Annotated in this window: 20 protein-coding genes; 8 read left to right on the top strand and 12 right to left on the bottom strand. The window is 41.8% G+C overall.

What is annotated here, in order from left to right; genetic code table 11:
* Positions 1–8: 8 nt before the first annotated feature.
* Positions 9–410: an OsmC family protein gene (locus tag ACOFKR_RS15605; protein ID WP_419801726.1), complete on the bottom strand. Its 402-nt coding sequence runs from the start codon at positions 408–410 to the stop codon at positions 9–11.
* A gap of 112 nt (positions 411–522) precedes the next feature.
* Between ACOFKR_RS15605 and lipA the strand changes: the two genes are divergently transcribed.
* Genes lipA through ACOFKR_RS15590 form a run of 3 tightly spaced genes read left to right on the top strand, consistent with a single transcriptional unit; the run spans position 523 to position 2,986 of the window.
* On the top strand, positions 523–1,401 hold the full coding sequence (gene lipA / locus ACOFKR_RS15600; protein WP_419801725.1) for a lipoyl synthase: 879 nt from the start codon (positions 523–525) through the stop codon (positions 1,399–1,401).
* Positions 1,402–1,422: 21 nt separating this feature from the next.
* Complete coding sequence (locus ACOFKR_RS15595) at positions 1,423–1,974, top strand: RNA polymerase sigma factor (RefSeq protein ID WP_419801724.1); 552 nt, start codon at positions 1,423–1,425, stop codon at positions 1,972–1,974.
* A 1-nt stretch (position 1,975) separates the two neighbouring features.
* Positions 1,976–2,986: an anti-sigma factor gene (locus ACOFKR_RS15590; protein ID WP_419801723.1), complete on the top strand. Its 1,011-nt coding sequence runs from the start codon at positions 1,976–1,978 to the stop codon at positions 2,984–2,986.
* A gap of 40 nt (positions 2,987–3,026) precedes the next feature.
* On the opposite strand, the gene ACOFKR_RS15585 is transcribed toward ACOFKR_RS15590, so the two are convergent.
* The 7 genes from ACOFKR_RS15585 to uvrA (ACOFKR_RS15555) all read right to left on the bottom strand — a co-directional run bounded on the left by ACOFKR_RS15585 (position 3,027) and on the right by uvrA (ACOFKR_RS15555) (position 13,411).
* Positions 3,027–4,535, bottom strand: a complete 1,509-nt coding sequence (locus tag ACOFKR_RS15585; RefSeq protein WP_419801722.1) for an NAD(P)H-hydrate dehydratase — start codon at positions 4,533–4,535, stop codon at positions 3,027–3,029.
* Between the two features lie 103 nt (positions 4,536–4,638).
* A complete protein-coding gene (gene uvrA / locus ACOFKR_RS15580) occupies positions 4,639–7,488 on the bottom strand; it encodes an excinuclease ABC subunit UvrA (protein WP_419801721.1) in 2,850 nt (949 codons plus the stop codon).
* A gap of 119 nt (positions 7,489–7,607) precedes the next feature.
* Entirely contained in the window at positions 7,608–7,847 is a 240-nt protein-coding gene (locus ACOFKR_RS15575; protein WP_419801720.1) for a hypothetical protein, read from the bottom strand.
* Between the two features lie 48 nt (positions 7,848–7,895).
* Positions 7,896–9,083 carry an L-dopachrome tautomerase-related protein gene (locus ACOFKR_RS15570; protein WP_419801719.1) on the bottom strand — a complete coding sequence of 396 codons (1,188 nt, stop codon included), beginning with the start codon at positions 9,081–9,083 and terminating at the stop codon, positions 7,896–7,898.
* Positions 9,084–9,177: 94 nt separating this feature from the next.
* Positions 9,178–9,804 carry a LysE family translocator gene (locus ACOFKR_RS15565; RefSeq protein ID WP_419801718.1) on the bottom strand — a complete coding sequence of 209 codons (627 nt, stop codon included), beginning with the start codon at positions 9,802–9,804 and terminating at the stop codon, positions 9,178–9,180.
* Between the two features lie 149 nt (positions 9,805–9,953).
* Entirely contained in the window at positions 9,954–10,493 is a 540-nt protein-coding gene (locus tag ACOFKR_RS15560; RefSeq protein ID WP_419801717.1) for a YceI family protein, read from the bottom strand.
* Between the two features lie 83 nt (positions 10,494–10,576).
* Positions 10,577–13,411, bottom strand: coding sequence for an excinuclease ABC subunit UvrA (gene uvrA / locus ACOFKR_RS15555; protein ID WP_419801716.1), 2,835 nt, complete (start codon positions 13,409–13,411; stop codon positions 10,577–10,579).
* Positions 13,412–13,635: 224 nt separating this feature from the next.
* On the opposite strand from uvrA (ACOFKR_RS15555), the gene ACOFKR_RS15550 reads away from it, so the two are divergent.
* The 4 genes from ACOFKR_RS15550 (at position 13,636) to recA (ending at position 16,668) form a co-directional block, all read left to right on the top strand.
* Positions 13,636–14,220, top strand: coding sequence for an RNA polymerase sigma factor (locus ACOFKR_RS15550; protein WP_419801715.1), 585 nt, complete (start codon positions 13,636–13,638; stop codon positions 14,218–14,220).
* Positions 14,221–14,443: 223 nt separating this feature from the next.
* A complete protein-coding gene (locus ACOFKR_RS15545; protein WP_419801714.1) occupies positions 14,444–14,638 on the top strand; it encodes a hypothetical protein in 195 nt (64 codons plus the stop codon).
* Between the two features lie 107 nt (positions 14,639–14,745).
* Positions 14,746–15,519: an endonuclease III gene (nth, locus tag ACOFKR_RS15540; protein WP_419801713.1), complete on the top strand. Its 774-nt coding sequence runs from the start codon at positions 14,746–14,748 to the stop codon at positions 15,517–15,519.
* A gap of 111 nt (positions 15,520–15,630) precedes the next feature.
* A complete protein-coding gene (gene recA, locus ACOFKR_RS15535) occupies positions 15,631–16,668 on the top strand; it encodes a recombinase RecA (protein WP_419801712.1) in 1,038 nt (345 codons plus the stop codon).
* A gap of 59 nt (positions 16,669–16,727) precedes the next feature.
* Here recA and ACOFKR_RS15530 read toward each other — a convergent pair whose 3' ends face one another.
* Complete coding sequence (locus ACOFKR_RS15530) at positions 16,728–16,898, bottom strand: hypothetical protein (RefSeq protein WP_419801711.1); 171 nt, start codon at positions 16,896–16,898, stop codon at positions 16,728–16,730.
* Positions 16,899–16,910: 12 nt separating this feature from the next.
* Positions 16,911–17,912, bottom strand: coding sequence for a tRNA (adenosine(37)-N6)-threonylcarbamoyltransferase complex transferase subunit TsaD (gene tsaD / locus ACOFKR_RS15525; RefSeq protein WP_419801710.1), 1,002 nt, complete (start codon positions 17,910–17,912; stop codon positions 16,911–16,913).
* Between the two features lie 78 nt (positions 17,913–17,990).
* Here tsaD and ACOFKR_RS15520 point away from each other — a divergent pair, with 78 nt between their 5' ends.
* The gene (locus ACOFKR_RS15520) at positions 17,991–22,403 is read left to right on the top strand and encodes a translocation/assembly module TamB domain-containing protein (protein WP_419801709.1); all 4,413 of its coding nucleotides are present in this window, start codon (positions 17,991–17,993) and stop codon (positions 22,401–22,403) included.
* Positions 22,404–22,473: 70 nt separating this feature from the next.
* Here the strand turns inward: ACOFKR_RS15520 and ACOFKR_RS15515 are convergent, their stop codons facing one another.
* Complete coding sequence (locus ACOFKR_RS15515; protein ID WP_419801708.1) at positions 22,474–23,694, bottom strand: bifunctional 3,4-dihydroxy-2-butanone-4-phosphate synthase/GTP cyclohydrolase II; 1,221 nt, start codon at positions 23,692–23,694, stop codon at positions 22,474–22,476.
* A 162-nt stretch (positions 23,695–23,856) separates the two neighbouring features.
* A complete protein-coding gene (locus ACOFKR_RS15510; RefSeq protein ID WP_419801707.1) occupies positions 23,857–25,308 on the bottom strand; it encodes an LptF/LptG family permease in 1,452 nt (483 codons plus the stop codon).
* Positions 25,309–25,318: the final 10 nt, after the last annotated feature.

The raw sequence follows: 25,318 nt of genomic DNA, 5'->3' as shown, positions 1-25,318 counted from the left end.
TACTGTTTTTACCAGTTAAAATTCACTGACTTTTTGATATCCGGATGCAGGCTTAAGTAAACAGGGCAGGTTAAAGCGGCCTTTTCTAATATCTTTTGCTGTTTATCAGAATATTTTTCAGGAAATTTCAAATCAACCTTAAGCTCTCCAACACGTCGCGGGCTGGCAGCCATTATTTTAGTTATCGCACAAGTTGTATTTTCAATATTGATTTGATGTTCGCGGGCAGCAATCCCCATAATTGTGAGCATACAGCTTCCTAACGAGGCCGCCAGCAAATCTGTTGGCGAAAAAGCTTCCCCTTTGCCCTGGTTATCTATCGGTGCATCGGTTAAAATTTTTGTCCCGGACTGAACGTGTGTAGCTTGTGTCCTTAGTGTGCCCTGATATATGATTTCTATAGTTGCCATCCTGATTTTTTTTGAGGAGCAAATTAAATAAATTGCAGTCAGTTAACCGTCATTAACTTTTTGGTTAAACAGTATTTTCTATAAATAAAGCGGAATTAATTAGCTTTGTGTCATGATCGATTTACCAGTAGTTCCTGCTGTTCAAAATCAGCGTAAACCTGATTGGCTGAGAGTGAAATTGCCTGTTGGGAAAGAGTATGCACATGTTCGTGGTTTGGTAGATACGCACAAGCTGCACACGATTTGTGAAAGCGGCAATTGCCCAAATATGGGCGAATGCTGGGGCGCAGGCACGGCTACTTTTATGATTTTGGGGAATATCTGCACACGTTCCTGCTCCTTTTGCGCAGTTGCAACGGGCAGGCCGTTGGCAGTTGATCTGAACGAGCCGGAACGCGTGGCCAGTTCGGTAAAACTAATGCAGGTAAAACATTGTGTAATTACTTCGGTGGATCGGGATGATTTAAAAGACGGCGGTTCTTTGATTTGGGCCGAAACGATCAATGCCATCCGTCGGGAAAGCCCGGAAACTACACTGGAAACTTTGATTCCTGATTTCAGGGGAAATTGGGAAAACTTAGACCGTGTAATTGCTGTGCGGCCGGAAGTGATTTCCCATAATCTGGAAACAGTGCGGGAATTGACCAAAGAAGTACGCATCCAGGCCAAATATGACCGCAGTTTGGAATGTTTGAGCCGGATTTCTGCGGCAGGTATCCGTACCAAATCAGGTATTATGCTGGGTTTGGGCGAGCAGGAATATCAGGTATTACAAGCAATGGACGATTTGCTGGAAGCCGGGGTGCATATCCTTACTTTAGGCCAGTATTTACAGCCTACCAAAAGCCATCACCCGGTTTTAGATTGGGTTCATCCCGATCAGTTTAAGTTTTACAAAACAATAGGGTTAAAAAAAGGTTTCAGATACGTAGAAAGCGGCCCGCTGGTACGTTCTTCTTACCACGCCGAAAAACACCTGTTCAACTTTTGATATTTGTAATTCCCGATCCCATTGGCCAAAAAGAATAAAATATCGCTTTCTGAAGAAGAACTTATCAACGCGCTTCAAAGGCAAGATAAAATTGCTGCCGAAGCTTTGTATGATATGTATTCTGCTTCCTTGTTTGGCGTAATTATCAGGATCGTACAAAATAATGAAATTGCAGAAGACCTTTTACAGGAAACTTTTGTAAAAATCTGGAATTCATTTCATTCTTACAGTTCTGACAAAGGACGGTTGTTTACCTGGATGGTCAACATCGCCAGAAACCTCTCCATAGATAAAATCCGGTCAAAAGACTATAAAAACCAAACAAAAAACCATGAACTTGAAATAAACGTAAATTCCATAGATGAAAGCAGGAACACTGCCTACAAGCCCGAACTTTTAGGTGTTAAAGACTTGGTTGACAAGCTTAAACCCGAACAAAAAGTAATCCTTGACCTCGTTTACTTTAAAGGCTATACACATTTGGAAGCAGCCGATGAGTTGAGTATTCCTCTTGGTACGATTAAAACCCGGTTACGGATGGCCATCATACAATTAAGGAAATATTTTAATTAGCGTGGAAGATATAAGAGAATATATTGAATCCGGGATTTTAGAACTATATGTTTTAGATCATCTCACCTCTCAGGAAAAAAGGGAAGTGGAGGAGTACGCTGTGATTTATCCGGAAATTAAACAAGAACTGAACGAGATCAGCCGAACAATGGAACTTTTTGCAGATCATAATGCCATAGAACCCCGCGAAAATTTAAGGGACACGATCGTTAATCAATTGATAAACGGTGCTTCTGTCCGTGATAATTTTTCTTCAAAAAAGGATTCAACTTCTGATGCACCAAAAATAGTACCGCTTAACCCTGTTCAACAAAACCCTTTTTACAAATATGCTTTTGCAGCAAGCGTAGCTTTATTACTGGTGAGTTTGATTGCTTTGTTTAACACTTATAACCGGTTAAATGAATTTAAACAGCAGTTGGTTAGTTTGCAGGCTCAAAATCAAAAATTTGCCAATCAGGTTAATTTTCAGCAAAACCAGTTGAACCAGTTGCAAAATGCGGATCATCCTGCTTTACAAAACCCGGTTTTAAAGGATAGCATAACGGTTAAGGAAAAAGGTAACCCTAACGAATTGATTGCTTTAGAAAATGCTTTGAAAATATCTAAAGCAAGGATTTTGGCTTTAGAAAACGAAAACAAAAGTATTGGCAAAGCTGAAAGTGTTTTTTATGATCCCGACAGTCGTTTTATTAAACTAAAGACTACAGGTGATAAGTCAGGTTCTGCTTTGCTGCTTGCATGGAACCCAGAAAAAAACAAATTATATATCAATAAAAAAAGTTCAGGTTTGGCTCCGAACGATAAAGACCATCAATATCAACTTTGGGCAATCCGTAAACTAAAGCCAATAAGTTTAGGCGTATTTAATATCGGACAGAAAGATTCTGTTATTCAACGTATGATGTCCATTGATAAAGCCGCAGCATTCGCTGTTACTTTAGAACCCCGGGGCGGCAGCGAAAAACCAACCTTAAAACAAATGGTTGCCATGAGTATCAGCCACAAATAATACTGTTTTTACCCTATAAAAATAGCTGGACCAATGAAGTTTAGCTATTTTTTTGTGCTAATAATTTTGCAATCGTTACAGGCACTTGCTTCATCACCTGCGAAGGTAAAACCGTTGACAAGCTGTTGTTTAAAGCCAGTTCGTCACCTGCTTTTCCATGAATATAAACCCCTGAAAAAGCTGCATCAAAAGAAGTATAACCTTGGGCCACAAAGGCTGTGATAATCCCGGTCAGTGTATCGCCCATACCGCCGGTGCCCATTGCCGGGTTGCCGGTTGGGTTGAAGTAAAGTTTTCCATCAACATCAGCAACGATAGTGTATTGATTTTTTAAAACGATAACAATCTTCTTTTCACCTGCTTGCTTACTGGCCGTTTGCAAGCGTTCCCACCAAGAATCGTGTTTGCCAAACAAACGATCAAACTCTTTTACATGCGGCGTGATGATTGAGTTTTGCGGAACTGATGCCCACCAATCCGGGTTGTCCGAAAGCATGTTCAGCGCATCCGCATCCAATACAACCGGCTTTTTACAATTTTTAAACAAATCCTCCATCAAATGCTGCGACTCTTTGCCTAAACCCGGTCCGGCAGCAATTACCGTAAATTTATCCCATTCAATTTCTGGCAATTGCTTTTCTTCACGTACAATCGCCATTACTTCCGGCATGGCAGCGTTCAAAGCGGTTAAACCAGCTTCGGGCAGGCAAAGCGTTGTTAAACCAGCCCCGGCATAAACCGCAGCCGACGAACAAAACAAAGCTGCACCCATGGTTTTGGCCTGACCTGCAATCAGCAGTGCATGGCCGAATGTGCCTTTGTGCTGAAATTTTTTGCGTGGCAATAGTGTTTTTACCACATCTTTTTCCTGGGTAAAATGATAATTGCTTTCCAGGTTTTGGATATATTTTTCGTCCAGACCAATATCGGCCACTAAAAAATCATCCATAAAAGAAGCACTTTCGGGCAACAAGAAATTGATTTTTGGCCGTTGAAAAGTAATCACTAACCCAGCTTTCAAAACCGTAGCTTTTGGTTCGATCACACCTTCTGCAAAAAAACCGGTCGGCACATCAACTGCAATTACCTGTTTTTGAAGCTGATTTAAATGATTGACCAAACCAGCATAAGCACCGTTTAAAGGTTTGTTCAAACCGCTTCCCAACAAAGCATCAATCAAAATTTCGGCATTTTCCTGCGGGAAATCATTCGGTTTTAATTCGATAAAATCTACCGATGATTCTTTTATGCGGTTAAAATTGGTGTCGAAATCCGAAGAAGAATGCTCAGAAAAGCGCGCAATTTTTACGTTGATGTTCTGATAATTTTCCGCTTTTAGCAATCTTGCAATCGCCAAACCATCGCCGCCGTTGTTTCCGGTTCCGCAATAAACCGAGATAATGCTGTTTTTATCAGGGAATTTTTTGCAAAAAAAGCCGACAAAAGCTTTACTTGCACGTTCCATCAAATCAACAGAAGTAATTGGTTCTGTGCGGATAGTATGCGCATCAGCTTCGTGCATTTGGGCAGCGGTGATTAGTTTCAACATAAACTTTGTAACAAAAAATTTGAGGGCAATGTTTAAAAAAGCAAAATGCTTCTTTTAGGGTGATAAAAGAAGCATCTGGTTTTTAGCTTATGCTGAGCACGATTTAAGCCATTACTTGCATTTCTTTTTTCAGGAACTTCCCCGTAAAGCTTTCTTTTACTTTACATAAACCTTCCGGCGTGCCCGAAAATAAAACTTTTCCTCCGCCAGAACCACCTTCCGGGCCTAAATCAATCACATAATCGGCAACCTTGATCACATCCAGATTATGTTCGATCACCAAAACGGTATTGCCTTTATCAACCAGCAAATTCAATACGCCAAGCAACACGTTAATATCTTCAAAATGGAGGCCGGTTGTGGGTTCATCCAGAATATAAAAAGTGTTCCCGGTATCTTTTTTAGAAAGTTCAGTCGCCAGTTTTACACGCTGCGCTTCCCCGCCGGAAAGTGTGGTAGAGGATTGGCCAAGCGTGATATAACCCAAACCAACATCCTGTAACGTTTTGATTTTTCGGTAGATAGAAGGAATAGCCTCAAAAAAAGCACAGGCGTCTTCAATGCTCATGTCCAACACATCGCTGATAGATTTGCCGCGATAACGCACTTCCAGCGTTTCCCGGTTATACCTGCGGCCGCCGCATTCTTCGCACGGAACCTGCACATCGGGCAAAAAGTTCATTTCGATCAGCTTTACGCCTGCACCTTGGCAGGTTTCGCATCTTCCGCCTTTTACGTTGAAAGAAAAACGGCCCGGTTTGTAACCGCGTATCCGGGCTTCGGGCAAGCCTACAAAAAGGTTCCGGATGTCAGAAAAAACGCTGGTATAAGTTGCCGGGTTGGAGCGCGGCGTGCGGCCAATTGGCGTTTGATCGATCTCGATTACTTTATCAATATGTTCCAAACCTTCAATTTTGCCGTAAGCCAGTGGTTGTTTTTTGGCGCGAAAAAAATGATGGTTTAAAACCGGGTACAAAGTTTCCGTAATCAAACTGGATTTGCCGCTGCCGGAAACGCCGGTAATGCCAATCAATTTTCCCAACGGGAAATCAACATTTACATTCTTGAGATTGTGGCCGGATGCTTTTTTTATCGATAAAATTTTGCCGTTCCCTGCTCTTCTTTTTTCCGGGACGCTGATTTCTTTGCTTCCGTTTAGGTAAGAAGTAGTAAGCGTTTGCTGGTGCATCAACTGCTGGGGCGTGCCTTGCGCAACTACCGTACCGCCGTGTACGCCGGCTGCCGGGCCCATATCTATCACGTAATCCGCTTCCAGGATCATGTCTTTATCATGCTCCACCACCAAAACCGTATTGCCCAAATCGCGCAGGTTTTTCAGGGCATGAATCAGCCGGTCGTTATCACGCTGGTGCAAACCGATGCTCGGTTCATCCAAAATATACATCACATTCATCAGCTGCGAACCAATTTGCGTAGCCAGCCTGATGCGTTGCGCTTCTCCGCCCGAAAGCGTCCTGGCCGTACGGTCTAAGGTTAAATAACTCAAGCCAACGTCCAGTAAAAAACCAATCCGCGCACGGATTTCCTTCAAAATTTCTTTCGCGATGATATTTTGCCGGTCTGATAAACGTTCTTCCAAACCCTGAAACCATTCATGCAGCGTTACGATATCCATGGTGGCCAGCTCAAAGATGTTTTTGCTGTCGATTTTAAAGTTCAGCGATTCTTTTTTTAGCCGCGCACCATGGCATTCCGGACAAATTTTTACCGTGCGGTAATTATCCAGATCATCGCCCTGATCTTCCGTTTTTCGTTCCTGCTGCTCTTCGAGCATCTTAATAATACCGTCAAAATTGATCTGATAGTTTTGAACGTTGTATTTATTGTATTCCACCGGAACCGTGATCATGTCCGGCGAACCATTTAATATAATGTGAACGTTTTCTGCGGATAATTTTTCTATCGGTGTCGAAAGCGAGAATTCATATTTTTTGCCAAGGGCTTTTAAAACCTGAAACATCCAGGTTTCCCGATATTCGCCCAGTGGGGCAAGCGCGCCGTTTAATATACTTAGTTTTTTATCAGGAATGATGGCATCTTCATCCACTTCGGAGATATAACCCAAACCATCGCAACGCGGGCAAGCCCCATAAGGCGAGTTGAACGAAAAGGTGTTTGGCTGCGGTTCATCATACGAAATCCCGGAAACAGGATCCATTAAAAACTTACTGAAAAACGAAACCTGGTTTTGCTGATCGGCCACGCGGATAATTCCTTTGGCAACTTTCAAAGCGGTTTGCAGGGAAGTTAACAGGCGTTTTTCGTCCTTTTCAGTAATTACCAAACGATCAACCACAATATCAATATCATGGATTTTGTAACGGTCAACCTGCATTTTAGGTTCTACGTCCTGGATGGCACCATCTACCCAGACTTTTAAATAGCCCTGCTTGCGGATTTGCTCAAAAAGTTCGCGGTAATGGCCTTTCCGGCCTTTGATGACCGGGGCCAAAATGTTGATCGGTTGTCCGCTGAAACGCTCCAAAATCGTTTTAAAAATCTGATCCTCGGATAAACGTTCCATTTTTTCGCCGGTAACATACGAGTAAGCATCGCCGGTACGGGCAAAAAGCAAACGCATAAAATCGTATATCTCGGTAATGGTGCCAACGGTAGAGCGCGGGTTTTTACTAGTAGTTTTTTGTTCGATGGCAATCACCGGACTCAAGCCCGAAACTTTATCCACATCCGGCCGCTCCATTCCGCCCATAAACTGGCGCGAATAGGCCGAAAACGTTTCCATGTAGCGGCGTTGCCCTTCGGCATAAATGGTATCAAATGCCAAAGAAGATTTGCCGCTGCCGCTTAAACCGGTGATAACCACCAGTTGGTTCCGCGGAAAAGAAATATCTATATTTTTGAGATTATGCACCCGGGCACCGTAAACTTCTACTTCACTTTGCTCGCCCAGATCAATCGTTTTATCAGCCATATTACTTAAAAAAAGGTTGTTGACCAACCTAAATAATGTGATTTATATAATGTAAACAAAAATAAACAAAAAAGGCCATCCCGTTGCGGAACAGCCTTTTTTGCTCAAATTTATAGCATTTAACTGACTTGCTGACTAATTTGCTTGCCCAGATGCTGGATTTCTTCTGCATTTAAAATCAGGGCTTCGTGGGCGTGCGGCTCATAAATCCAGACATTATTTTCATTACAAACCAGGCAGCCGGAAAGCTGATCGTTATAAAAAAGATTATAAGCTGTTAGCTTTGGTTTGTTGGCATCTTCCACCCGAATGGTCATGGTGTGGTCTTTTCGCGGAATATCAATATTAAAGGAACTCATGTTTTTCATTTTTTAGGCGATAAAAACAGCATCAATCCAATGCTTCTTTTATGGCAGTTTAATTTTATAAATGGCGTATGGCGAAGTGCGTTTGTTAACACCGGCATTATGTTCCGGCGTCTTCTGGATTTGTGAGCAACTTACATATAAATATCCGTCTTTAGAAACAGAATAACTGTCCGGCCAGATCAAACGGTTATCCTGCACATAAGTTGTGGCTTTTAAATCCGGCGTGATTTGAACGATGGAAGAATGCTGCGGATCGCCAAGATACAAATTGCCTTTCCGGTCAAACGCCATGCCATCGGTAACGATATATTTTCCTAAATCTTCTACATAACCTTTCAGTTTTTGTGCGCTTAAAGTATCATCCCGCAAAAATTCTGTTTTAATACGATACAATTTGGTATCAGTTAAAGGCTTGTAATATAGCCAGTTGCCGTCAGGCGTTAAAGCGATGCCGTCCGAATCAAACTTTACCGGCTGGCCATCCTGCATCATTTCTTTACCATCGATGATAAACTTAAAATCTTTGTCGGTATGTACAGAATAATGATTTTGTAACACCTGGCGCGCTTTTCCAGATTTCAAATCAACCACCATCAAACCGCCCGTACCGGAATTGGTAATGTAGGCAAACTGCCGCTTGGTATCCACCCGTACATCGTTTAAATAACTGTGGTTATCGGCAACGCCTTCAAAAAAATAAGTCCGTTCAACTTTGTTGGTATTCAGGTTGATCTTAACCAGTTTATGACTCTGCCGGTAAACCGTATCTAATTTTGGTGCTGCAGGATCAATTACCCACATCACGTCGTCCGCATCAATATAAGCGGCCTGCACACAAACCCATTTATTTTTGCCGCTTTCGCCGGGTTTCCAGCTGTTCATGGCGGCATCAGGATAAGGTTTAACCTGGTTGCCGGGCATCACTTCCACCAAAGCATATTTATGAACATCCGGATTCCACAACGGATAGTTAGTAAACAACCGCCCGCTTTTAGAAACCGCCACACCGGTCAACTGGTAAGTCGGATCAGCAAAAACCTGCTCCAGCTTAACCGATTTATTACCGTTTGGGTTATCGCCAACTTTATGCTCTTGACTGTTGCTGCTGGTAGTGGTATCGGTATTTTTGGTGGCATCACTCTCTGCCGACTGGCCGGGGTTTGTGTTGTTGCAGGAAATAATCCCTACGGCCAACGCAACTAATATATAAGTTGAAATTTTTTTCATAATGGATAAACCGCCAGAATCAGCAAAAGGTTTATCAATTTTTCAGGTTGATTTACTCACCAAAAAAAGTATGGTAAAAGAAGCATCAACTTAATTAATGATGCTTAAAAAACACCAGATAAATTTGTTTGATAATGTGGTAAAGGGCAAAACTCCAGAATAAGACAGCAATGCTTATGTTGATCATTTTATTACTGAGGGCAAACTTAGTTTTAATATATGTAGCTGATTTTGCATAGATGTACAAACACAAAAACGCACCGGCCGCAGAGCCTAAACTAAAGATAACCAGTTCAAATGCAGAGGTTTCGATCCATTCGTGTGTAATTAAATAAGTGCCGGTGATTAGCCAGAACGGAATTTGCATCGGGTTTAAAAAACCTAAGATGATGCCGTATTTAATACTGTCCCTATCGGTGTAGTTTGGGCTTGGCTGCTCGTTCCGGCTGCGCCAGGTAACAAAACCAAGAACGGTAAAAAGTACAACCATCACCCAATCGATGATCGTCCCTAATTTCATTTGGTGCGATAGCCAGTCGGCACCATACATAATCAGCAAAGTGAAAAAAAATTCGATAACCGAAAACGCCGTAATAAAATAAACTGCCTGCCTGATCCCACGGTTTATGGTGATTTGTACTAAGGTTAAATTGATGTTTCCGGGCGGAATATAGCCGATGAAATTGCAGAAAATCCCCAGAAAAAAAGTCAGAAAAATCATGAAGCAAAAATAACCAGGTTTTTTAAAACAGAAAGTTTATTCGGGGCCCGAAAGTGCAAACATAGATTTTTAGGTGGTAAAAGAAGTATGCCGTCAAAATAAAAAAACCGCTTTTAGGGCGGTTTATTTTTAAACGATGTGTAAACTGCTTATATCTGTTTGATAAATTGTAAATTGATGTTAAGTTTGACATCTTCGCCAAGCACAATCGCTCCGGCTTCGGTAATGCCGTCCCAAACCAAGCCAAATTCTTTACGGTTTATTTTGCCGGTTACTTCAAAACCAGCCCTGAATTTTCCGGTAAAATCTGTTGCAGAACCGCCAAATTCTACTTTTAAAGTTACTGGTTTGGTTACATCTTTTACAGTTAAATTTCCAGTCAGATCAAAATCGTTGCCATCAGTTTTTGTAAAAGATGTCGATTTAAAAGTTATCTTCGGATATTTCCCGGCATCAAAAAACTCAGCTGATTTTAAATGCGCATCACGCTGTTCCTGGTTGGTGTCAATGCTGTCCACATCCAAAGAAAAATCTACTTCTGCATTTTCAAAACTATCTTCCGGTGCTTCGCAGATACCTTCAAATTTTTTGAAAATCCCAGTTACATTAGAAATTACAAGGTGTTTGATTTTAAACTGCACCTCGGAGTGCATCGGATCTAAAACCCATTTTGTTGCTGTTGCCATCATACTGTTTTTAAAGAATGAATTTTTTAGTTTTACAAATGAAATAAAAATTGTTGTTTAAACATCTTATTTTTTCATAAATAAATTTATGAAACAACCTTTTGCTGTAAACGCTCCTTTAAAAACTTGCCCGTATAGGATTTTTTTTCTTTGATCAACTTCTCCGGCAAACCTTCAAAAACCAGGTTTCCGCCGCGGTCGCCGCCTTCCGGACCAATATCAATCACCCAATCGGCGCATTTTATCACGTCCATATTGTGTTCGATCACCACAATTGTGTTTCCCTGAGCCAGCAAAGCGTTGAAAGATTTAAGCAGCTTTTTAATGTCGTGAAAATGAAGCCCGGTTGTTGGCTCATCAAAAATAAACATCGTTTTGCTGGCATTATTTCCTTTGATCAGAAAAGAAGCCAGCTTGATGCGCTGTGCCTCTCCTCCGGAAAGCGTGTTGGACGATTGACCAAGCTGCACATAACCTAAACCAACTTCAACGAGCGGTTTTATCTTGTTCAAGATTTTGGTTTCTTTTGAGAAAAACTCCTGCGCTTCGTCAATCGTCATTTGCAAAATATCCGCTACGTTTTTATCTTGATAAGTAATATCTAAAACATGCTGTTTAAACCGTTTGCCGCCGCAGGCTTCGCAAGGCAGAAAAATATCGGCCATAAACTGCATCTCGATTTTCACTTCACCTTCGCCCTGGCAAACATCGCAGCGGCCGCCTTCTACGTTAAAAGAAAACGCGGCAGGTTTTAGGCCGGCAGCTTTGGCGGCAGTTTGTGCAGCGTATAAGTTGCGGATATCGTCCCAAGCCTTGATATAAGTAACCGGATTGGAGCGCGAAGAACGGCCAATCGGGTTTTGGTCCACCATTTCTACCTGCTCAATTTTGCTGATGTCGCCTTCAATGCCATCATAACCACCGGTTTTTTCGCCGGAGTAATTGCCCAGGCTTTTTTGCAAAGCCGGATACAAAATGCGTTTTACCAAACTGGTTTTGCCCGAACCGGAAACGCCGGTAACCACCGTGAGCACGCCAAGCGGAAATTTTACATCGATGTTTTTCAGGTTGTTTTCGCGTGCTCCTTTTATCAGTATAAAATCGTTCCAGTTGCGGCGCTGCGCGGGCACTTCAATTTCCTCACGATGGCTTAAATATTTGCCGGTCAGGCTGTTTTTATCGGTCAAAATTTCGGCATACGTTCCGGCAAAAACTAAATTACCGCCATGCGTTCCGGCCTCCGGGCCAATATCAATGATGTGATCAGCGGCCTGCATAATTTCTTCTTCGTGCTCTACCACCAAAACCGTGTTGCCCACATCGCGCAGCGATTTTAAAACCGTTATCAGCCGTTGTGTATCCCGCGGGTGCAAACCGATGCTCGGCTCATCAAGCACATAAACCGAACCAACCAAACTGCTGCCCAGTGAAGTTGCCAGATTAATGCGCTGGGATTCTCCGCCGGAAAGCGTGTTTGAAAGCCGGTTTAACGTGAGGTAACTCAAACCTACATCATTTAAAAACTGCAGGCGGTTGATGATTTCCATCAGCAAACGGCGCGCAATTTTTTCATCAGTCCCGCTCAGGTTAAGGTTTTGAAAAAAGGCCAGGCATTCGTCCATCGGCATCAAAACTATATCGGTTATGGATTTGGAATTTACCTTGACAAAAGAAGCATCCTGCCGCAACCGGCTGCCTTTGCAATCCGGGCAAGTGGTTTTGCCGCGGTAACGGGAAAGCATCACGCGGTACTGTATTTTGTACGTCTGCTCTTCCAGCTCTTTGAAATAAGCATTTAAGCCGCGGAAATATTTGTTGCCCGTCCAAATCAATTGCTGCTGTTTTGGCGTAAGCTGGCTGTAGGCGCGATGGATCGGGAAATCAAATTTCCCGGCTTTGTTGACCAGTTCATCGTTCCAATCCTTCATTTTTTCGCTTCGCCAGGGCGCAATTGCACCGTCATAAATGGTTTTGCTTTTATCCGGAATGACCAAATCTTCATCAATGCCGATGGTTTTGCCGTAACCTTCGCATTTGCGGCAGGCCCCGTACGGATTGTTAAAGCTGAAAAAGTTTGGCGTCGGCTCTTCAAAGCGGATACCGTCCAGTTCAAAACGATCACAAAAAAACTGGTCTCTTTCCGGTTCTTCTTCCGTTGGTTTATAGCGAAGGTAGCAATCGCCGCGGCCTTCAAAAAAAGCGGTTTGGACAGAATCTGCCAGTCGGCTCAACGTTTCTTCTTCAGCATTGATAATCACCCGATCTACCACGATAAAAACAGCATGACCGGTTTTCAACTGTACATCTTCAATCGAAACATCTTCCAAAATCTGCTCAATCCGGGAAATTTTTTCTTCAAACAAAACCCGCTGAAAACCTTTTTGCAGTAAAACCGCCAGTTCTTCTTTTAGCGTGCGGTTGTTGTGCGGATGCAGCGGACAATAAACGGTAACAGCGGTATTTTCCGGAAGGGCAGAAGCAAAGTTGACTACATCCGTAACGTTGTCTTTTTTAACAATTTGCCCGGATTTTGGCGAAATTGTTTTTCCGATCCGCGAGAAAAGCAGCTTTAAATAATCATAGATTTCGGTGGATGTGCCAACAGTTGACCTCGGGTTGGAAGTGATCACTTTTTGCTCAATGGCGATGGCCGGCGCAATGCCGCGGATATAATCCACGTCCGGTTTGTTCATCCGGCCCATAAACTGGCGCGCGTAGGAAGACAAACTTTCTACATAACGGCGTTGTCCTTCGGCATAAAGTGTATCAAAAGCAAGGGAAGATTTGCCCGAGCCAGACATGCCCGTAACAACTACCAGTTTATTTTTAGGGATCCCAACGGTCAGGTTTTTAAGGTTATGCACGCGTGCACCGGCAATCAAAATCTCCTTTTTAGGATCAGTTTCTATAGCTGTGTTCATCAAAAATTTATATGGTAAAAGAAGCATCGGCAAAAACCGCTTCTTTAAAAAAAACAAAAATACCGGTTGGCAGATACATCTCAGTCTTTTTAATTTAATATTTGTTTGTTAACAAATTATTTATTTTATTTGATATTGCTAATTGTTTAAACTTCTATACCAAAACGCTATCGATAAAACTATACTTTTTCAAAAAAATTTCTAAAGAGCAAGTTTTCAGGTATATGGAGTTTAGAGAGACGAGTGATCAGGATTTGGTTCATCTGTATGTTTCGGGCAGTGAAGCGGGTTTGACAGAACTTATCCGCAGGTATCAATCCAAAATATACACCTCAATTTATTTATTGGTGAAAGATGAATATCTGGCCGAAGATATTTTTCAGGATGCCTTTATCAAGGTAATCAATACGTTAAAAGCCGGTAAATACAACGAAGAAGGTAAGTTTTTGCCCTGGGTTGCCCGCATCGCCCACAATCTGGTGATTGATCATTTCCGCCGCGAAAAACGTACGCCCGTAGTCAATAACGGCGAGAGTTTTGATATTTTCGATGTTTTGGGCCAGTATGATGAAAGTACGGAAGATAAAATGATCCGCGAGCAAACCTATACCGATCTGAAAAAACTGATTCATCTGCTGCCCTCCGAACAAAAAGAAGTGCTGATTATGCGGCATTACGGCGATTTAAGTTTCAAGCAGATTGCCGATATTACTGATGTAAGTATCAATACCGCTTTGGGCCGGATGCGCTACGCCTTGAACAACTTACGCCGAATGATGACGACCAAAGAATTACTGCTCAAAGATTAATAACCTGTTTCATTGCCCGGAAACAAAAATCTTATACTTCTTTTATGCCTGTAAAATTGGTTTTGTGCCTGCTGCTATTTTAATACCCGCCAAATTTTAGGTGGTAAAAGAAGCACGACAACCAACTTTGGCAAAGGTTTAACAATCTTATAAAATATTTTTTAAACTGAAAAATAAATTTATAAGATTTTCGTTTTTATGCTGATCAATGACCTATCAGCTTATGACCGAAATCTCTACAAATGAAGTAAAATCTATTGAATCTATGAGCCATGACCAGCTTATTAATGAAGATGATTTAGAACCGCACGAAAAACATTTTTATAAATCTTTGTCGCCGCACTTAAACAACATCCGTTTTTATCCAAAAAATGAAACCCTTTTAAAAATCCTGACTTACTCGAAATCCAAAAGATAATTTAGGGTGATAAAAACAGCATCAGCTTATTAGTTAAAGTTTTGGTTTTTGATAGGGTTTTTGACCGCAACCTAAAACAGCAGTTTGTATTTTTTTAGGTTTGCATTATGCTTAAAACAGAACGATACAAAGCTTTTGTTGCTTACTTTTCTGCCCATCAACCCGAACCTGTTACAGAACTCCATTACCAATCGCCGTATCAATTATTGGTGGCCGTGATTTTATCCGCACAATGTACGGATAAGCGCATCAACCAGATCACGCCTGCTTTGTTTGAGCGTTTCCCTACACCGGAAGCTTTGGCAGAAGCTGCTATAAATGAGGTGTTTACCTACGTCCGGAGCGTAAGTTATCCAAATAATAAAGCCAAACACTTGGTTGGAATGGCCAAAATCCTGGTGAACGAGTTTGGAAGCGTGGTGCCGCAAGGGATTGACGAGTTGCAAAAAATGCCGGGCGTTGGCCGTAAAACGGCAAATGTCATCTCGTCGGTAGTTTTTCAGGAACCGGCCATGGCTGTTGATACACATGTATTCCGGGTTTCGCACCGCATTGGCCTTACTACGCACGCCAAAACGCCGCTGGCCACCGAGCTGCAACTGATAAAATACCTGCCAAAAGAAGTTGTGGCTGTAGCGCATCACTGGCTGATCTTGCATGGCCGGTATATTTGCGTGGCCCGTTCGCCAAAATGCGAAATTTGCCCGCTAACCCATTTCTGCAAATATTTTCAGCAACTAAACACCGAAACTGCTTTGCGCAAAAAGGAAATTGCTAATACTCAAAAAGCTAAACTTCTTCAGAAAAACAGGAAAATAAAGCAGGTTGCAAAAGTATTGAAACAATATTCAACCGAAACGTCGGTTGCTAATGCAGAATAAATAATTATATTTACTACCTCTTTTATGCAGATTTTTATATAAATATTTTGATAAAAAAATTAGCATTAATGAAAAATTAGTTATATCTTCGGACATTGAAAAACTAAAATAATGAGTAATACAGATAAAAACAGCACTGATAAACTAAAGGCTTTACAGCTTACCCTGGATAAGCTGGAAAAATCTTATGGTAAGGGAACCGTGATGAAACTGGGCGATACAACTATCGAACCGATAGAATCTATTTCTACAGGATCATTAGGTTTGGATATTGCTTTAGGTATCGGCGGTTTACCAAAAGGCCGTGTAGTTGAAATTTACGGACCAGAATCTTCCGGTAAAACAACTTTGGCCATTCACGCCATTGCAGAATGCCAGAAAAAAGGCGGCATTGCGGCTTTTATTGATGCGGAACATGCTTTTGACCGTACTTATGCACAAAAATTAGGTGTTGATATTGAGAACTTATTGATCTCTCAGCCGGACAATGGTGAACAGGCTTTGGAGATTGCCGATAACCTAATTCGTTCCGGTGCGATTGACATCATCGTGATTGACTCAGTTGCGGCTTTGGTGCCAAAAGCAGAGATTGAAGGCGAAATGGGGGATTCTAAAATGGGTTTACAGGCACGTTTAATGTCTCAGGCCCTGCGGAAATTAACTGGTATGATCAGCAAAACCGGATGTTGCTGTATATTTATCAACCAATTACGCGAGAAAATTGGGGTAATGTTTGGCAATCCGGAAACCACAACCGGCGGTAACGCATTAAAATTTTATGCTTCGGTACGTTTGGATGTGCGTCGTATCTCTCAAATTAAAGACACGGATGAAGTTTCCGGTAACCGGGTAAAAGTAAAGATTGTAAAAAACAAAGTTGCCCCGCCGTTCCGGCTGGCCGAGTTTGATATTATGTTTGGCGAAGGTATATCCAAAGCGGGCGAAATCATTGATTTAGGGGTTGAATATAACATCATCAAAAAATCCGGTTCCTGGTTTAGTTATGGCGATACCCGTTTGGGACAAGGCCGTGATGCCGTTAAAAACCTGATTTTGGATAATCCGGAAATGATGGAAGAACTGGAAAAGAAAATCAAAGATGCCGTGGCCGGTGTAGAAACTGTGCCTGTAGCAGAAGCCGCGGAGTAAATAAACTTTCTGAAAAATAGTTGATAAAAGAAGCATCTGCCTTAAAATAGATGCTTCTTTCATTTTCCGCCGGTTCGGGCATACATATAAATAATGGCACCAATTACGCCCAAAATTAAAACGAACAAGCCGGTCATGCCTTTTTTCTTGTCCTGCCGCATCAGCCAGATTAAAAAAGCAACCAAAGGCAACACAAAAATCGCCCAGAAAATAAAAGAAGCCGCACCCATATTTTTATCGTATTAAAAAGACATTCGGGCCAGTGGTATAATTTGCTGACCCACAAAATCTTGTTTCAAAAATTTATAATAGCCGGTTGCCGCAATCATGGCAGCATTATCGGTGCAGTATTCAAATGCAGGAATGTAACAGTTCCAGCTATTTTTCTCGGCCGTTTCCTGTAATAAATTACGCAAACCTGTGTTGGCAGAAACGCCTCCTGCCAAAGCAATCTCAGAAATGCGATATTGATCAGCGGCCTTTTTTAATTTATTGATTAAAATGGAAGCAATCCTTTTTTCGATCGAAGCACAAAGATCAGGCAGGTTATCTTTTAAAAAATCCGGATTTTCGGCAACCCGATCCCGTACAAAATAAAGGAATGCTGTTTTTATGCCACTAAAACTGAAATTTAAACCCTGAATTTGTGGTTCCGGAAATTTAAAAGCATTTGGGTTCCCCAGTCGCGCATATTTATCAATCAGCGGGCCGCCGGGATAAGGCAAACCTAAAATCCGGCTGGTTTTGTCCATTGCTTCGCCGGCTGCATCATCCAAAGTTTCGCCAATAATTTCCAGGTCAAAATAATCTTTTACCAAAACTATCTGCGTGTGTCCGCCGGAAACCGTGAGGCAGATAAACGGAAATTTAGGTTTTGGCTCCTGGATAAAATTGGCCATAATGTGCGCCTGCATATGGTTAACTTCAATCAGCGGTAAGTTGCGTGCCAGGGCAAAGGCTTTAGCAAAAGAAACACCTACCAGCAATGCACCTAAAAGTCCTGGGCCGCGCGTAAAACTCACTGCATCAATATCATTTTTTGTAACTTTAGCCGTTAAAAGTGCTTGTTGCACCACAGGGATAATATTTTGCTGATGAACGCGTGAAGCCAGCTCTGGCACCACGCCGCCATAAGCCGCATGAATGTTTTGGGTAGAGATGGTATTACTTACCACCTGGCCATCAATGCAAACGGCGGCAGAGGTTTCATCACATGAAGATTCTATCCCTAAAATAACAGGCATTAACAATGATATTTAGCGTACAAAGTTATTAAAAAAGCACTTAAAATAACCTTAACACTGCTGCTCCTGCTCGTTTTGATGCTGGGCTTGCTGTTGTTTTCGTTTCAATTTAAACCGGTACAAACCTGGGCGGCCAAAAAAGCTGCGCATTATCTGTCCAAAGAACTGCAAACTACGGTTTCTGTCAAAAGTTTGTATTTAAAACCTTTTTCTTCGGTGGTTTTAGAGGATTTGTTTGTGCTGGATCAGCAAAAAGATACTTTGTTGCGCGTGCCTATGCTGGATGTGCAGCTGAGCGGTTTTTCGGTTTTCAACAGTATCCCGGAACGTAAAATAGATTTCAAAAAAATTACGCTGAACAACGGTTCTTTCTACCTCAAAAAATTAAGGGATAAAAACAGTAATCTAAAGTTCATCCTTGATTATTTTAATTCTGACACTACAAAAGTTAAGCATAAAAGTAAGCCCTGGACGATCAATTTTGAGCAGATCGGTTTGAACAATTTCCATTTCCGATATAAAAATCAGCTAATTGATACCAGCATCAACGGCGTTAATTATGATGATATCGATTTAACAAAACTGAATATTGCAGTCAGTAACCTCGACCTGAAAAACCATTTGTTCAAAGCAGGGATCAGCAACTTGTCGTTCCGGGAAAAGAGCGGTTTTGTGGTCAATAAACTGGCTTCATTGGTTACAATTGATACCAATCGGATTGAATTGCAAAACCTGGTACTCAACACGCCAAATTCCCGGCTGAAAAGATATTTCGGGATGAAATTCAAAAGCTTTGATGATTTTGATGATTTTGAGCATAAAGTTGTTATGTCTGCTGATTTTCGGGAAGCGCACTTATCTTCCAAAGACATTGCATTTTTTGCAGATGAATTGCACCACGTAAAGTTTGAACTGGGCGTAAACGGTGTAATTAAAGGAAAAGTTGATCACCTGAAAGCCAAAAACTTGATGGTGCAGGCCGGGCAAGCTACTTTTATCAGGGGAAATTTTGATTTTAAAGGTTTGCCGGATTGGGAGCAAACGCTGATGGAACTGAACATTGAGCAGGTATCGACCAATAAAAAAGACCTGGATTTGCTTTACCAAAATTTTACCGATAAAAGAAGCACTGGCATTCCGGCGATTGTAGAAAAGTTTGGGAACATCAGTTTCAGCGGGCAGTTTACCGGTTTTCAGAACGATTTTGTGGCTTACGGCAGTTTCAAAACCAAGTTGGGCAAGTTCAGCTCGGATGTGAACATGAAAACCAGCGGCAGCGTGCCAAAGTATAGCGGAAATATCAAAACTTATGATTTTGATTTAGGCACTTTGCTGGATGAGCATTCTTTAAACCGGGCCACACTTTCTGCGGATATAAAAGGAGCGGGGTTTAACCTGAAAGACCTCAGTGGCAAGCTTAATGCTAAAGTTAAGTACCTGGATTTCAATAAGTACCGTTACAATAATCTGGCTGTAAACGGAACTTTTAAAAAGAAAAATTTTGATGGTGCCGTTTTGGTAAATGATCCAAACCTGAACCTGGATTTTAAAGGAAGCGTAAATTTAAACCCGGCATTACCGGTTTTCCATTTTGTGTCTGTTATTAAAGGGGCAAAGTTGAACAAATTGCATTTTTTAAAGGATACTATTTCGGTTGATGCACAGTTTAGCTCTGATTTTTCCGGAAATAGCATTGATAACGTCAATGGAAATATTATGCTGCGCAAAATCCGGCTGGTCAATCCCCGGGATAATTATTTTGTTGATTCGCTGTATTTTGCTGCAGAAGGTAAGGGCCGGGAACGCGAACTCACCTTAGAATCTTCTCTGGCTGACGGCAGTTTAAAAGGCGATTACGATCTGAATACGTTGCCTTCTTACTTTAAAACGCTGGTTAAAAAGTATATTCCATCGTTGCAAACCAAATTTGTGGCCCCAAAACCGCAAAATTTTGCTTTTCGGTTAAACCTGAAAAATCTCGATCCGGTAACTACGCTGTTTCTGCCAAAATTAAAAATCCCGGATCAGGGAACCTTTGTGGGCAATTTCAACTCAAACACAAAAACCGCTACATTGAATGGCCTGATCAAAACCATCCGATATGATAAAATGGTTTTCCATGATCTGCTGATTGATGAAAGTACGGACAATGATTATATGGGCGTAAATATTTCTTTGAGCAAAGTAAATTTTACGGACAGTCTTTTCATCAAAAACATCAACATCACCAATTTTTTGAAACGCGACAGTTTGAATTTCAATATTAAATTATCAGATAAAAACGCGGTAAACCAGTTGGATTTATATGGTTTAGTGGAATTTGGACGGGACACTACCGCAAAATTAAAACTGCTGCCTTCGGATATAATTATTGAGCAGCAAAAATGGCGGATTGCAGAGCAGGTGAGGATCAGGCTGTTACAAAATTCCAAGACACAAATTGAGGGTTTTGTGTTATCAAACGGTTCGCAAAAGATCAGTATTGATGGTTTTATCTCAGCAAAACCGGAAGACAAACTTAAAATAATGTTTAATCAGTTTAAGCTGACTTCGCTGGACCAGTTGACCAAAGCTTCGGGCATCAAACTTGGCGGGACGTTAAATGGTGATGCCACTTTAAACGCCATCACCAGTAAAATAGGTTTTGAAAGCAATTTGCGGGCAGATTCTATCACGCTGAACAAAACGGCTATCGGCAATTTAAAACTTTCGGCCGAACTGGACAATGCCAACAAACAGGCTTTGGTAAACCTCAATCTACTCAACAAAGGCCTGGAAACCATTAATATCAGCGGAAAATATCACCTGGAAAGTGATGATGACCAGCTTGATTTCCATATTAAAATGGACAAAACGGAAGCGGTGATTTTAGATCCGCTGGTCAATGATCTGGTTTCTAACCTGGGTGGTCATATTTCGGCCAATTTGGATTTAACCGGAAGTCTGGACAAACCGCAAATCAACGGGAATTTGAGTTTGCAAAACACAGCATTCACCATTAATTATTTAAAAACGCCTTATGTAATTGATGATAATTTATCGGTTAAAAACAGTATTATTTATATCGAAAACCTGCAATTAAAAGATACCAGAAAAGGCGTTGGCCTGGTAAATGGCACGGTTGATCTGAATAATTTATCCAACCCCAACATTCAGGCAACTATTGATGCCCGTAATTTGATGGCCTTAAACACCGTTTTCCGTGATAACCGCTTGTATTACGGTACTGCTTTTGCCAGCGGAAAATTCAGTTTTGAAGGACCACCGGACAACATGAAAATCGATATCAAGGCACGAACGGAGGAAGGAACGGTTTTTAATATCCCGCTGAACTCTTCCAGCACGGCCAGCACTTACGATTTTATTACTTATGTAAGCCGGGATTCATCTAAAAACGTTAAAAAAGAACGTTCTTTTAACGGCGTAACTTTAAACTTTGATTTAACTATTGACGAGAAAACGCTGGTTAAAATCACAACGGACTACGGCCAGCTGGAAGGAAGCGGCACGGCAAGCAACTTAATGCTGAACATCAACAGTGCCGGGGATTTTGAGATGCGGGGCGATTATTTGATCTCGAACGGAAAATTTGAGTTTACGGCACAAAATTTTATCAGCAAAAACTTTCAGGTCAATCAGGGCGGAACAATCCGCTGGACGGGCGATCCATCCAACGCAGAGATCAACCTGAAAGCAATTTATGAAGTTCGTGCGGATATTAATGATTTATACCGGGCGGCCGGTTTATCGAATGCGCAAAGCGGTCAGCAAAAGTTAGTTCAGGCGGAGTTGCTGCTCACTAAATCGTTAACACATCCGGATATAGATTTTAGCTTTAATTTCCCCAATGATCCGGCAATAAAAGATGAACTGGCCGCTTATTTAAACGATGCCACCAACCGCAACCAGCAGGCTTTGAGTTTGATTGTTCGCCGGAAATTTGCTACCGGAACCGGTCAAAACTTAACCAAAGAAGTAGGCAGCACCGCGCAGGATGCCATCAGTGAGTTTGCATTTAATAAGCTGAACAATTTTATTTCCCAGTCCAATATCAAAAACCTGGACCTCAATATCCGTTCTTTTAATGATGCCAGTGCTTCTTTGCGATTGTTTAAAAATCGGTTGGTTTTAAACGGAAGTTTGTACAATAATCAGGTTGGAAATGATCTTTTTAACCAGAATTCAAACGTGTTCAGCTCCAACTTTAACAATTTTACCAAAGATTTTGAAGCGCAATACCTGATCACGCAAGATGGAAAACTGACGGCAAAATATTCATACCGGGCGTTGAACAGCACTACTTTAAACACGATAAACGAACAATTAGGCCTGCAATATGTAAACGGTTTGGGCTTGGTTTACCAGCAGGATTTTGATTCGTTTTCCGAGTTTTTGAAGAATATTTTTACCCGGAGAAAAAACCGCAGAAATCAGCGGCCGTTATTACCGATAAGCACACCGGCCATAAAAACAACTTCTGCGTTAGAGTAATTATTTCAGATGCTTCTTTTATCGGCTAAAATTTGGTCAAAATTTAACCGGTAAAAGAAGCATTGGTTGGTTAATTAGGCTGCTCGTGGTTTTCTTTTAAAATGGAATGGCCCATTTTGTCCCTTTTGGTTTTGAGGTAAAACTCATTGTGCGGGTTTGAAGAAACTTCGATCGGCAGCGTTTCCACAATTTCCAAACCATAGCCGGATAAACCAGTGCGTTTTGTAGGATTGTTGGTGAGTAGTCTCATGTTCGTGATGTTCAGGTCACGCAAGATCTGCGCACCAACACCATAATCCCGCTGGTCCATTTTAAAACCTAATTGCAGGTTTGCGGTAACTGTGTCGTAGCCGTTTTCTTGCAGATTATACGCTTTCAACTTATTAATCAACCCGATACCGCGGCCTTCCTGGTTCATATAAACAATTACACCTTTGCCTTCTTTCTGGATAATTTCCATGGCTTTGTGCAATTGCGGCCCGCAGTCACATCGGCACGAACCAAAAATATCTCCGGTAATGCAGGAACTGTGCACACGCACCAAAACAGGTTCGTCTGCTTCCCAAGTGCCTTTTACTAAAGCAATATGATGATCGCCGGTGCTTTTTTGCGTATAGGCGATCATGTCAAAATCACCCCATTCGGTTGGCATTTTTACAGAAATTTCTTTCGTAATCAGGCTTTCCCTGCTCATTTTATGCTTGATCAGGTTCTCGATAGAAATAATTTTGAGATTATGTTCCTCCGCTAATAATTCCAGGTCAGGCAGGCGTGCCATATCGCCGTCCTCTTTCAAAATCTCGCAAATCACACCTGCGGCATCAAAACCGGCCATCAGTGCCAAATCTGTAGCCGCTTCTGTGTGGCCGGCACGCCTGAGCACGCCGCCTTCTTTAGAAATCAGTGGGAAAATATGTCCGGGCCGGCCAAAATCTGATGGCTGCATTACAGGGTCGATCAAGGCCAAAACCGTTTTAGAGCGATCACTTGCCGAAATACCCGTAGTGCAGCCGTGTCCAAGCAGATCAATGGAAACGGTAAAATTGGTTTCGTGGGAGGCCGTATTGTTGCCCACCATCAAATCAAGCTGTAAACGTTGCGCAATGCTGCGGGAAATTGGCGCGCAAATCAATCCGCGGCCAAAACGCGCCATAAAATTGATGGTTTCCGGTGTGGCATTTTGGGCCGGGATATAAAAATCGCCTTCATTTTCCCGGTCTTCATCATCCACAATGATGATCATTTTCCCGGCTTTAATGTCTTCGATGGCTTCTTCGATCGTACTTAACATGGTATAAGGATTATGAAAAAATAGTTTTGCTTAAGCAGATCACCAAAAAATATATCTGTTTGGTGCAAAACTAAATATTAATCCGGTTGAAGCCGTCGGGCGATTGTCAATTCAAACCAATGCTGTTTTTATCGGCCTAAATTTGGGGTGATAAAAACAGCATTAGCCAATACTTGTCCGGGTTTTTTTAAAACGTTTGGATGTCTGGTCAATAATCCGCACAAAAAACTTTTTGTAAATGTCCACATCAAACAGGGCAGAATCTGTAGCCGCTTTATACGTTAAAAAAAAGCCCAGCGGCGTTAAAACCACAATGGCAATCCACATGCCTACAACCGGCGAAACATTTCCGTCTTTGGCCGATTTTTCGCCGATGGTAGAAATGATATGGTAAATCAGGAAAAACGCAACCGAAACCACCACCGGCAAGCCCAAACCACCTTTGCGGATGATGGCACCAAGCGGCGCACCAATCAAAAACAAAACCAAACAAGCGGCAGATAAGGTAAATTTTCGCTGATATTCTACTTTTGTACGCCGAACATTTTCCGCAGCCCCTTTCCGCATTTCAATTTTCGAGACAATGGTTTCCTGTAATGATCGTGCCTCGCCCAAAGCGGCTCCAACAGTACTCAAGCGCTCTTCGGGTTTAAATGTGTTCAGCAGGTTTGCGGCCAGTTTATATTTAACTTGGTTAGGTTTGGTTTGATGCGGAACAGAAAAATACTTCACATACGGACTAAAGGTCCTGAATTCGGTACTTAAACCGCTGTCCAGCTTAAATTCGATCTCTTTACGTGCCTGTTTTAATTGCTTCAGATTCATCATCTGGTAAGCACTTTTAAACTCGCTTTCGTTTGTCCTTTTAAATTTCATGTTAGAAAGGTCAAACTTTTGCTCTGTTTCTTTAAAGCGCAAACGGGTTAAACGCTGCCGTGGGTTATAGCCTTTATCGCCGCTGGTTTCTTCGTAACGGATCCCATCTTTAAGTTTCAGCACCAAAAAAGAATCGTCAGGCGTGCGGTACATACTGCCTTCTTTGGCAAAAATCACGTTGTTGTTTCCGGTTGATGGGTTTTTTTCATAAATCATCATGCCGTAAAGCCTCACACCGTCCGGGTCTTTTTTGTGCACCCGGATTGTATAATTGGGGAAACTGTTGCTAAAAATACCTTCGGGCAATAAGTTGGTGGATTTTTGCTGACGGGCATCATATAATAGCGAAAAATATTTAAGATTGGCCACCGGCAGCATGTAATCAGAAAAAATAAACGCACTGATACTGAGAAAAGTAACCATCAATACCATCGGATACATAGCGCGGCTGAGCGGCACGCCGGCAGATTTGATAGCTACCAACTCGTAGTTTTCGCCCAAACTGCCAAACGTCATGATGGAAGAAAGTAAAATGGAAAGCGGCAAAGCCATGGCCACATTAGTTGCCGAGGCGTACATCATCAACTCCAGGATAATGTACCACTCAAAGCCTTTTCCAATCAAATCATCAATATACTTGAACAAAAAAAGCATCAGCAGCACAAACATCACAATAAAGAACGTGACGAAAAACGGCTGGATAAATGCCTTTAAAATCAGTTTATGTATCTTTTTCACGTATCAATCT

Source organism: Mucilaginibacter sp. (assembly GCF_965201005.1).
Lineage (GTDB): Bacteria > Bacteroidota > Bacteroidia > Sphingobacteriales > Sphingobacteriaceae > Mucilaginibacter_A.
The sequence above is the reverse complement of the archived record's forward strand: the minus strand, read 5'-3'. Positions and strand labels throughout refer to the sequence as shown.

Bases quoted from the DNA above. Each gene is read 5' to 3' on its own strand.
- ACOFKR_RS15605 (WP_419801726.1), bottom strand. From the start codon at position 410: ATGGCAACTATAGAAATCATATATCAGGGCACACTAAGGACACAAGCT.
- lipA (WP_419801725.1), top strand. From the start codon at position 523: ATGATCGATTTACCAGTAGTTCCTGCTGTTCAAAATCAGCGTAAACCT.
- ACOFKR_RS15585 (WP_419801722.1), bottom strand. From the start codon at position 4,535: ATGTTGAAACTAATCACCGCTGCCCAAATGCACGAAGCTGATGCGCAT.
- uvrA (WP_419801721.1), bottom strand. From the start codon at position 7,488: ATGGCTGATAAAACGATTGATCTGGGCGAGCAAAGTGAAGTAGAAGTT.
- ACOFKR_RS15575 (WP_419801720.1), bottom strand. From the start codon at position 7,847: ATGAGTTCCTTTAATATTGATATTCCGCGAAAAGACCACACCATGACC.
- ACOFKR_RS15570 (WP_419801719.1), bottom strand. From the start codon at position 9,083: ATGAAAAAAATTTCAACTTATATATTAGTTGCGTTGGCCGTAGGGATT.
- ACOFKR_RS15565 (WP_419801718.1), bottom strand. From the start codon at position 9,804: ATGATTTTTCTGACTTTTTTTCTGGGGATTTTCTGCAATTTCATCGGC.
- ACOFKR_RS15560 (WP_419801717.1), bottom strand. From the start codon at position 10,493: ATGATGGCAACAGCAACAAAATGGGTTTTAGATCCGATGCACTCCGAG.
- uvrA (WP_419801716.1), bottom strand. From the start codon at position 13,411: ATGAACACAGCTATAGAAACTGATCCTAAAAAGGAGATTTTGATTGCC.
- ACOFKR_RS15550 (WP_419801715.1), top strand. From the start codon at position 13,636: ATGGAGTTTAGAGAGACGAGTGATCAGGATTTGGTTCATCTGTATGTT.
- ACOFKR_RS15545 (WP_419801714.1), top strand. From the start codon at position 14,444: ATGACCGAAATCTCTACAAATGAAGTAAAATCTATTGAATCTATGAGC.
- nth (WP_419801713.1), top strand. From the start codon at position 14,746: ATGCTTAAAACAGAACGATACAAAGCTTTTGTTGCTTACTTTTCTGCC.
- recA (WP_419801712.1), top strand. From the start codon at position 15,631: ATGAGTAATACAGATAAAAACAGCACTGATAAACTAAAGGCTTTACAG.
- ACOFKR_RS15530 (WP_419801711.1), bottom strand. From the start codon at position 16,898: ATGGGTGCGGCTTCTTTTATTTTCTGGGCGATTTTTGTGTTGCCTTTG.
- tsaD (WP_419801710.1), bottom strand. From the start codon at position 17,912: ATGCCTGTTATTTTAGGGATAGAATCTTCATGTGATGAAACCTCTGCC.
- ACOFKR_RS15520 (WP_419801709.1), top strand. From the start codon at position 17,991: ATGCTGGGCTTGCTGTTGTTTTCGTTTCAATTTAAACCGGTACAAACC.
- ACOFKR_RS15515 (WP_419801708.1), bottom strand. From the start codon at position 23,694: ATGTTAAGTACGATCGAAGAAGCCATCGAAGACATTAAAGCCGGGAAA.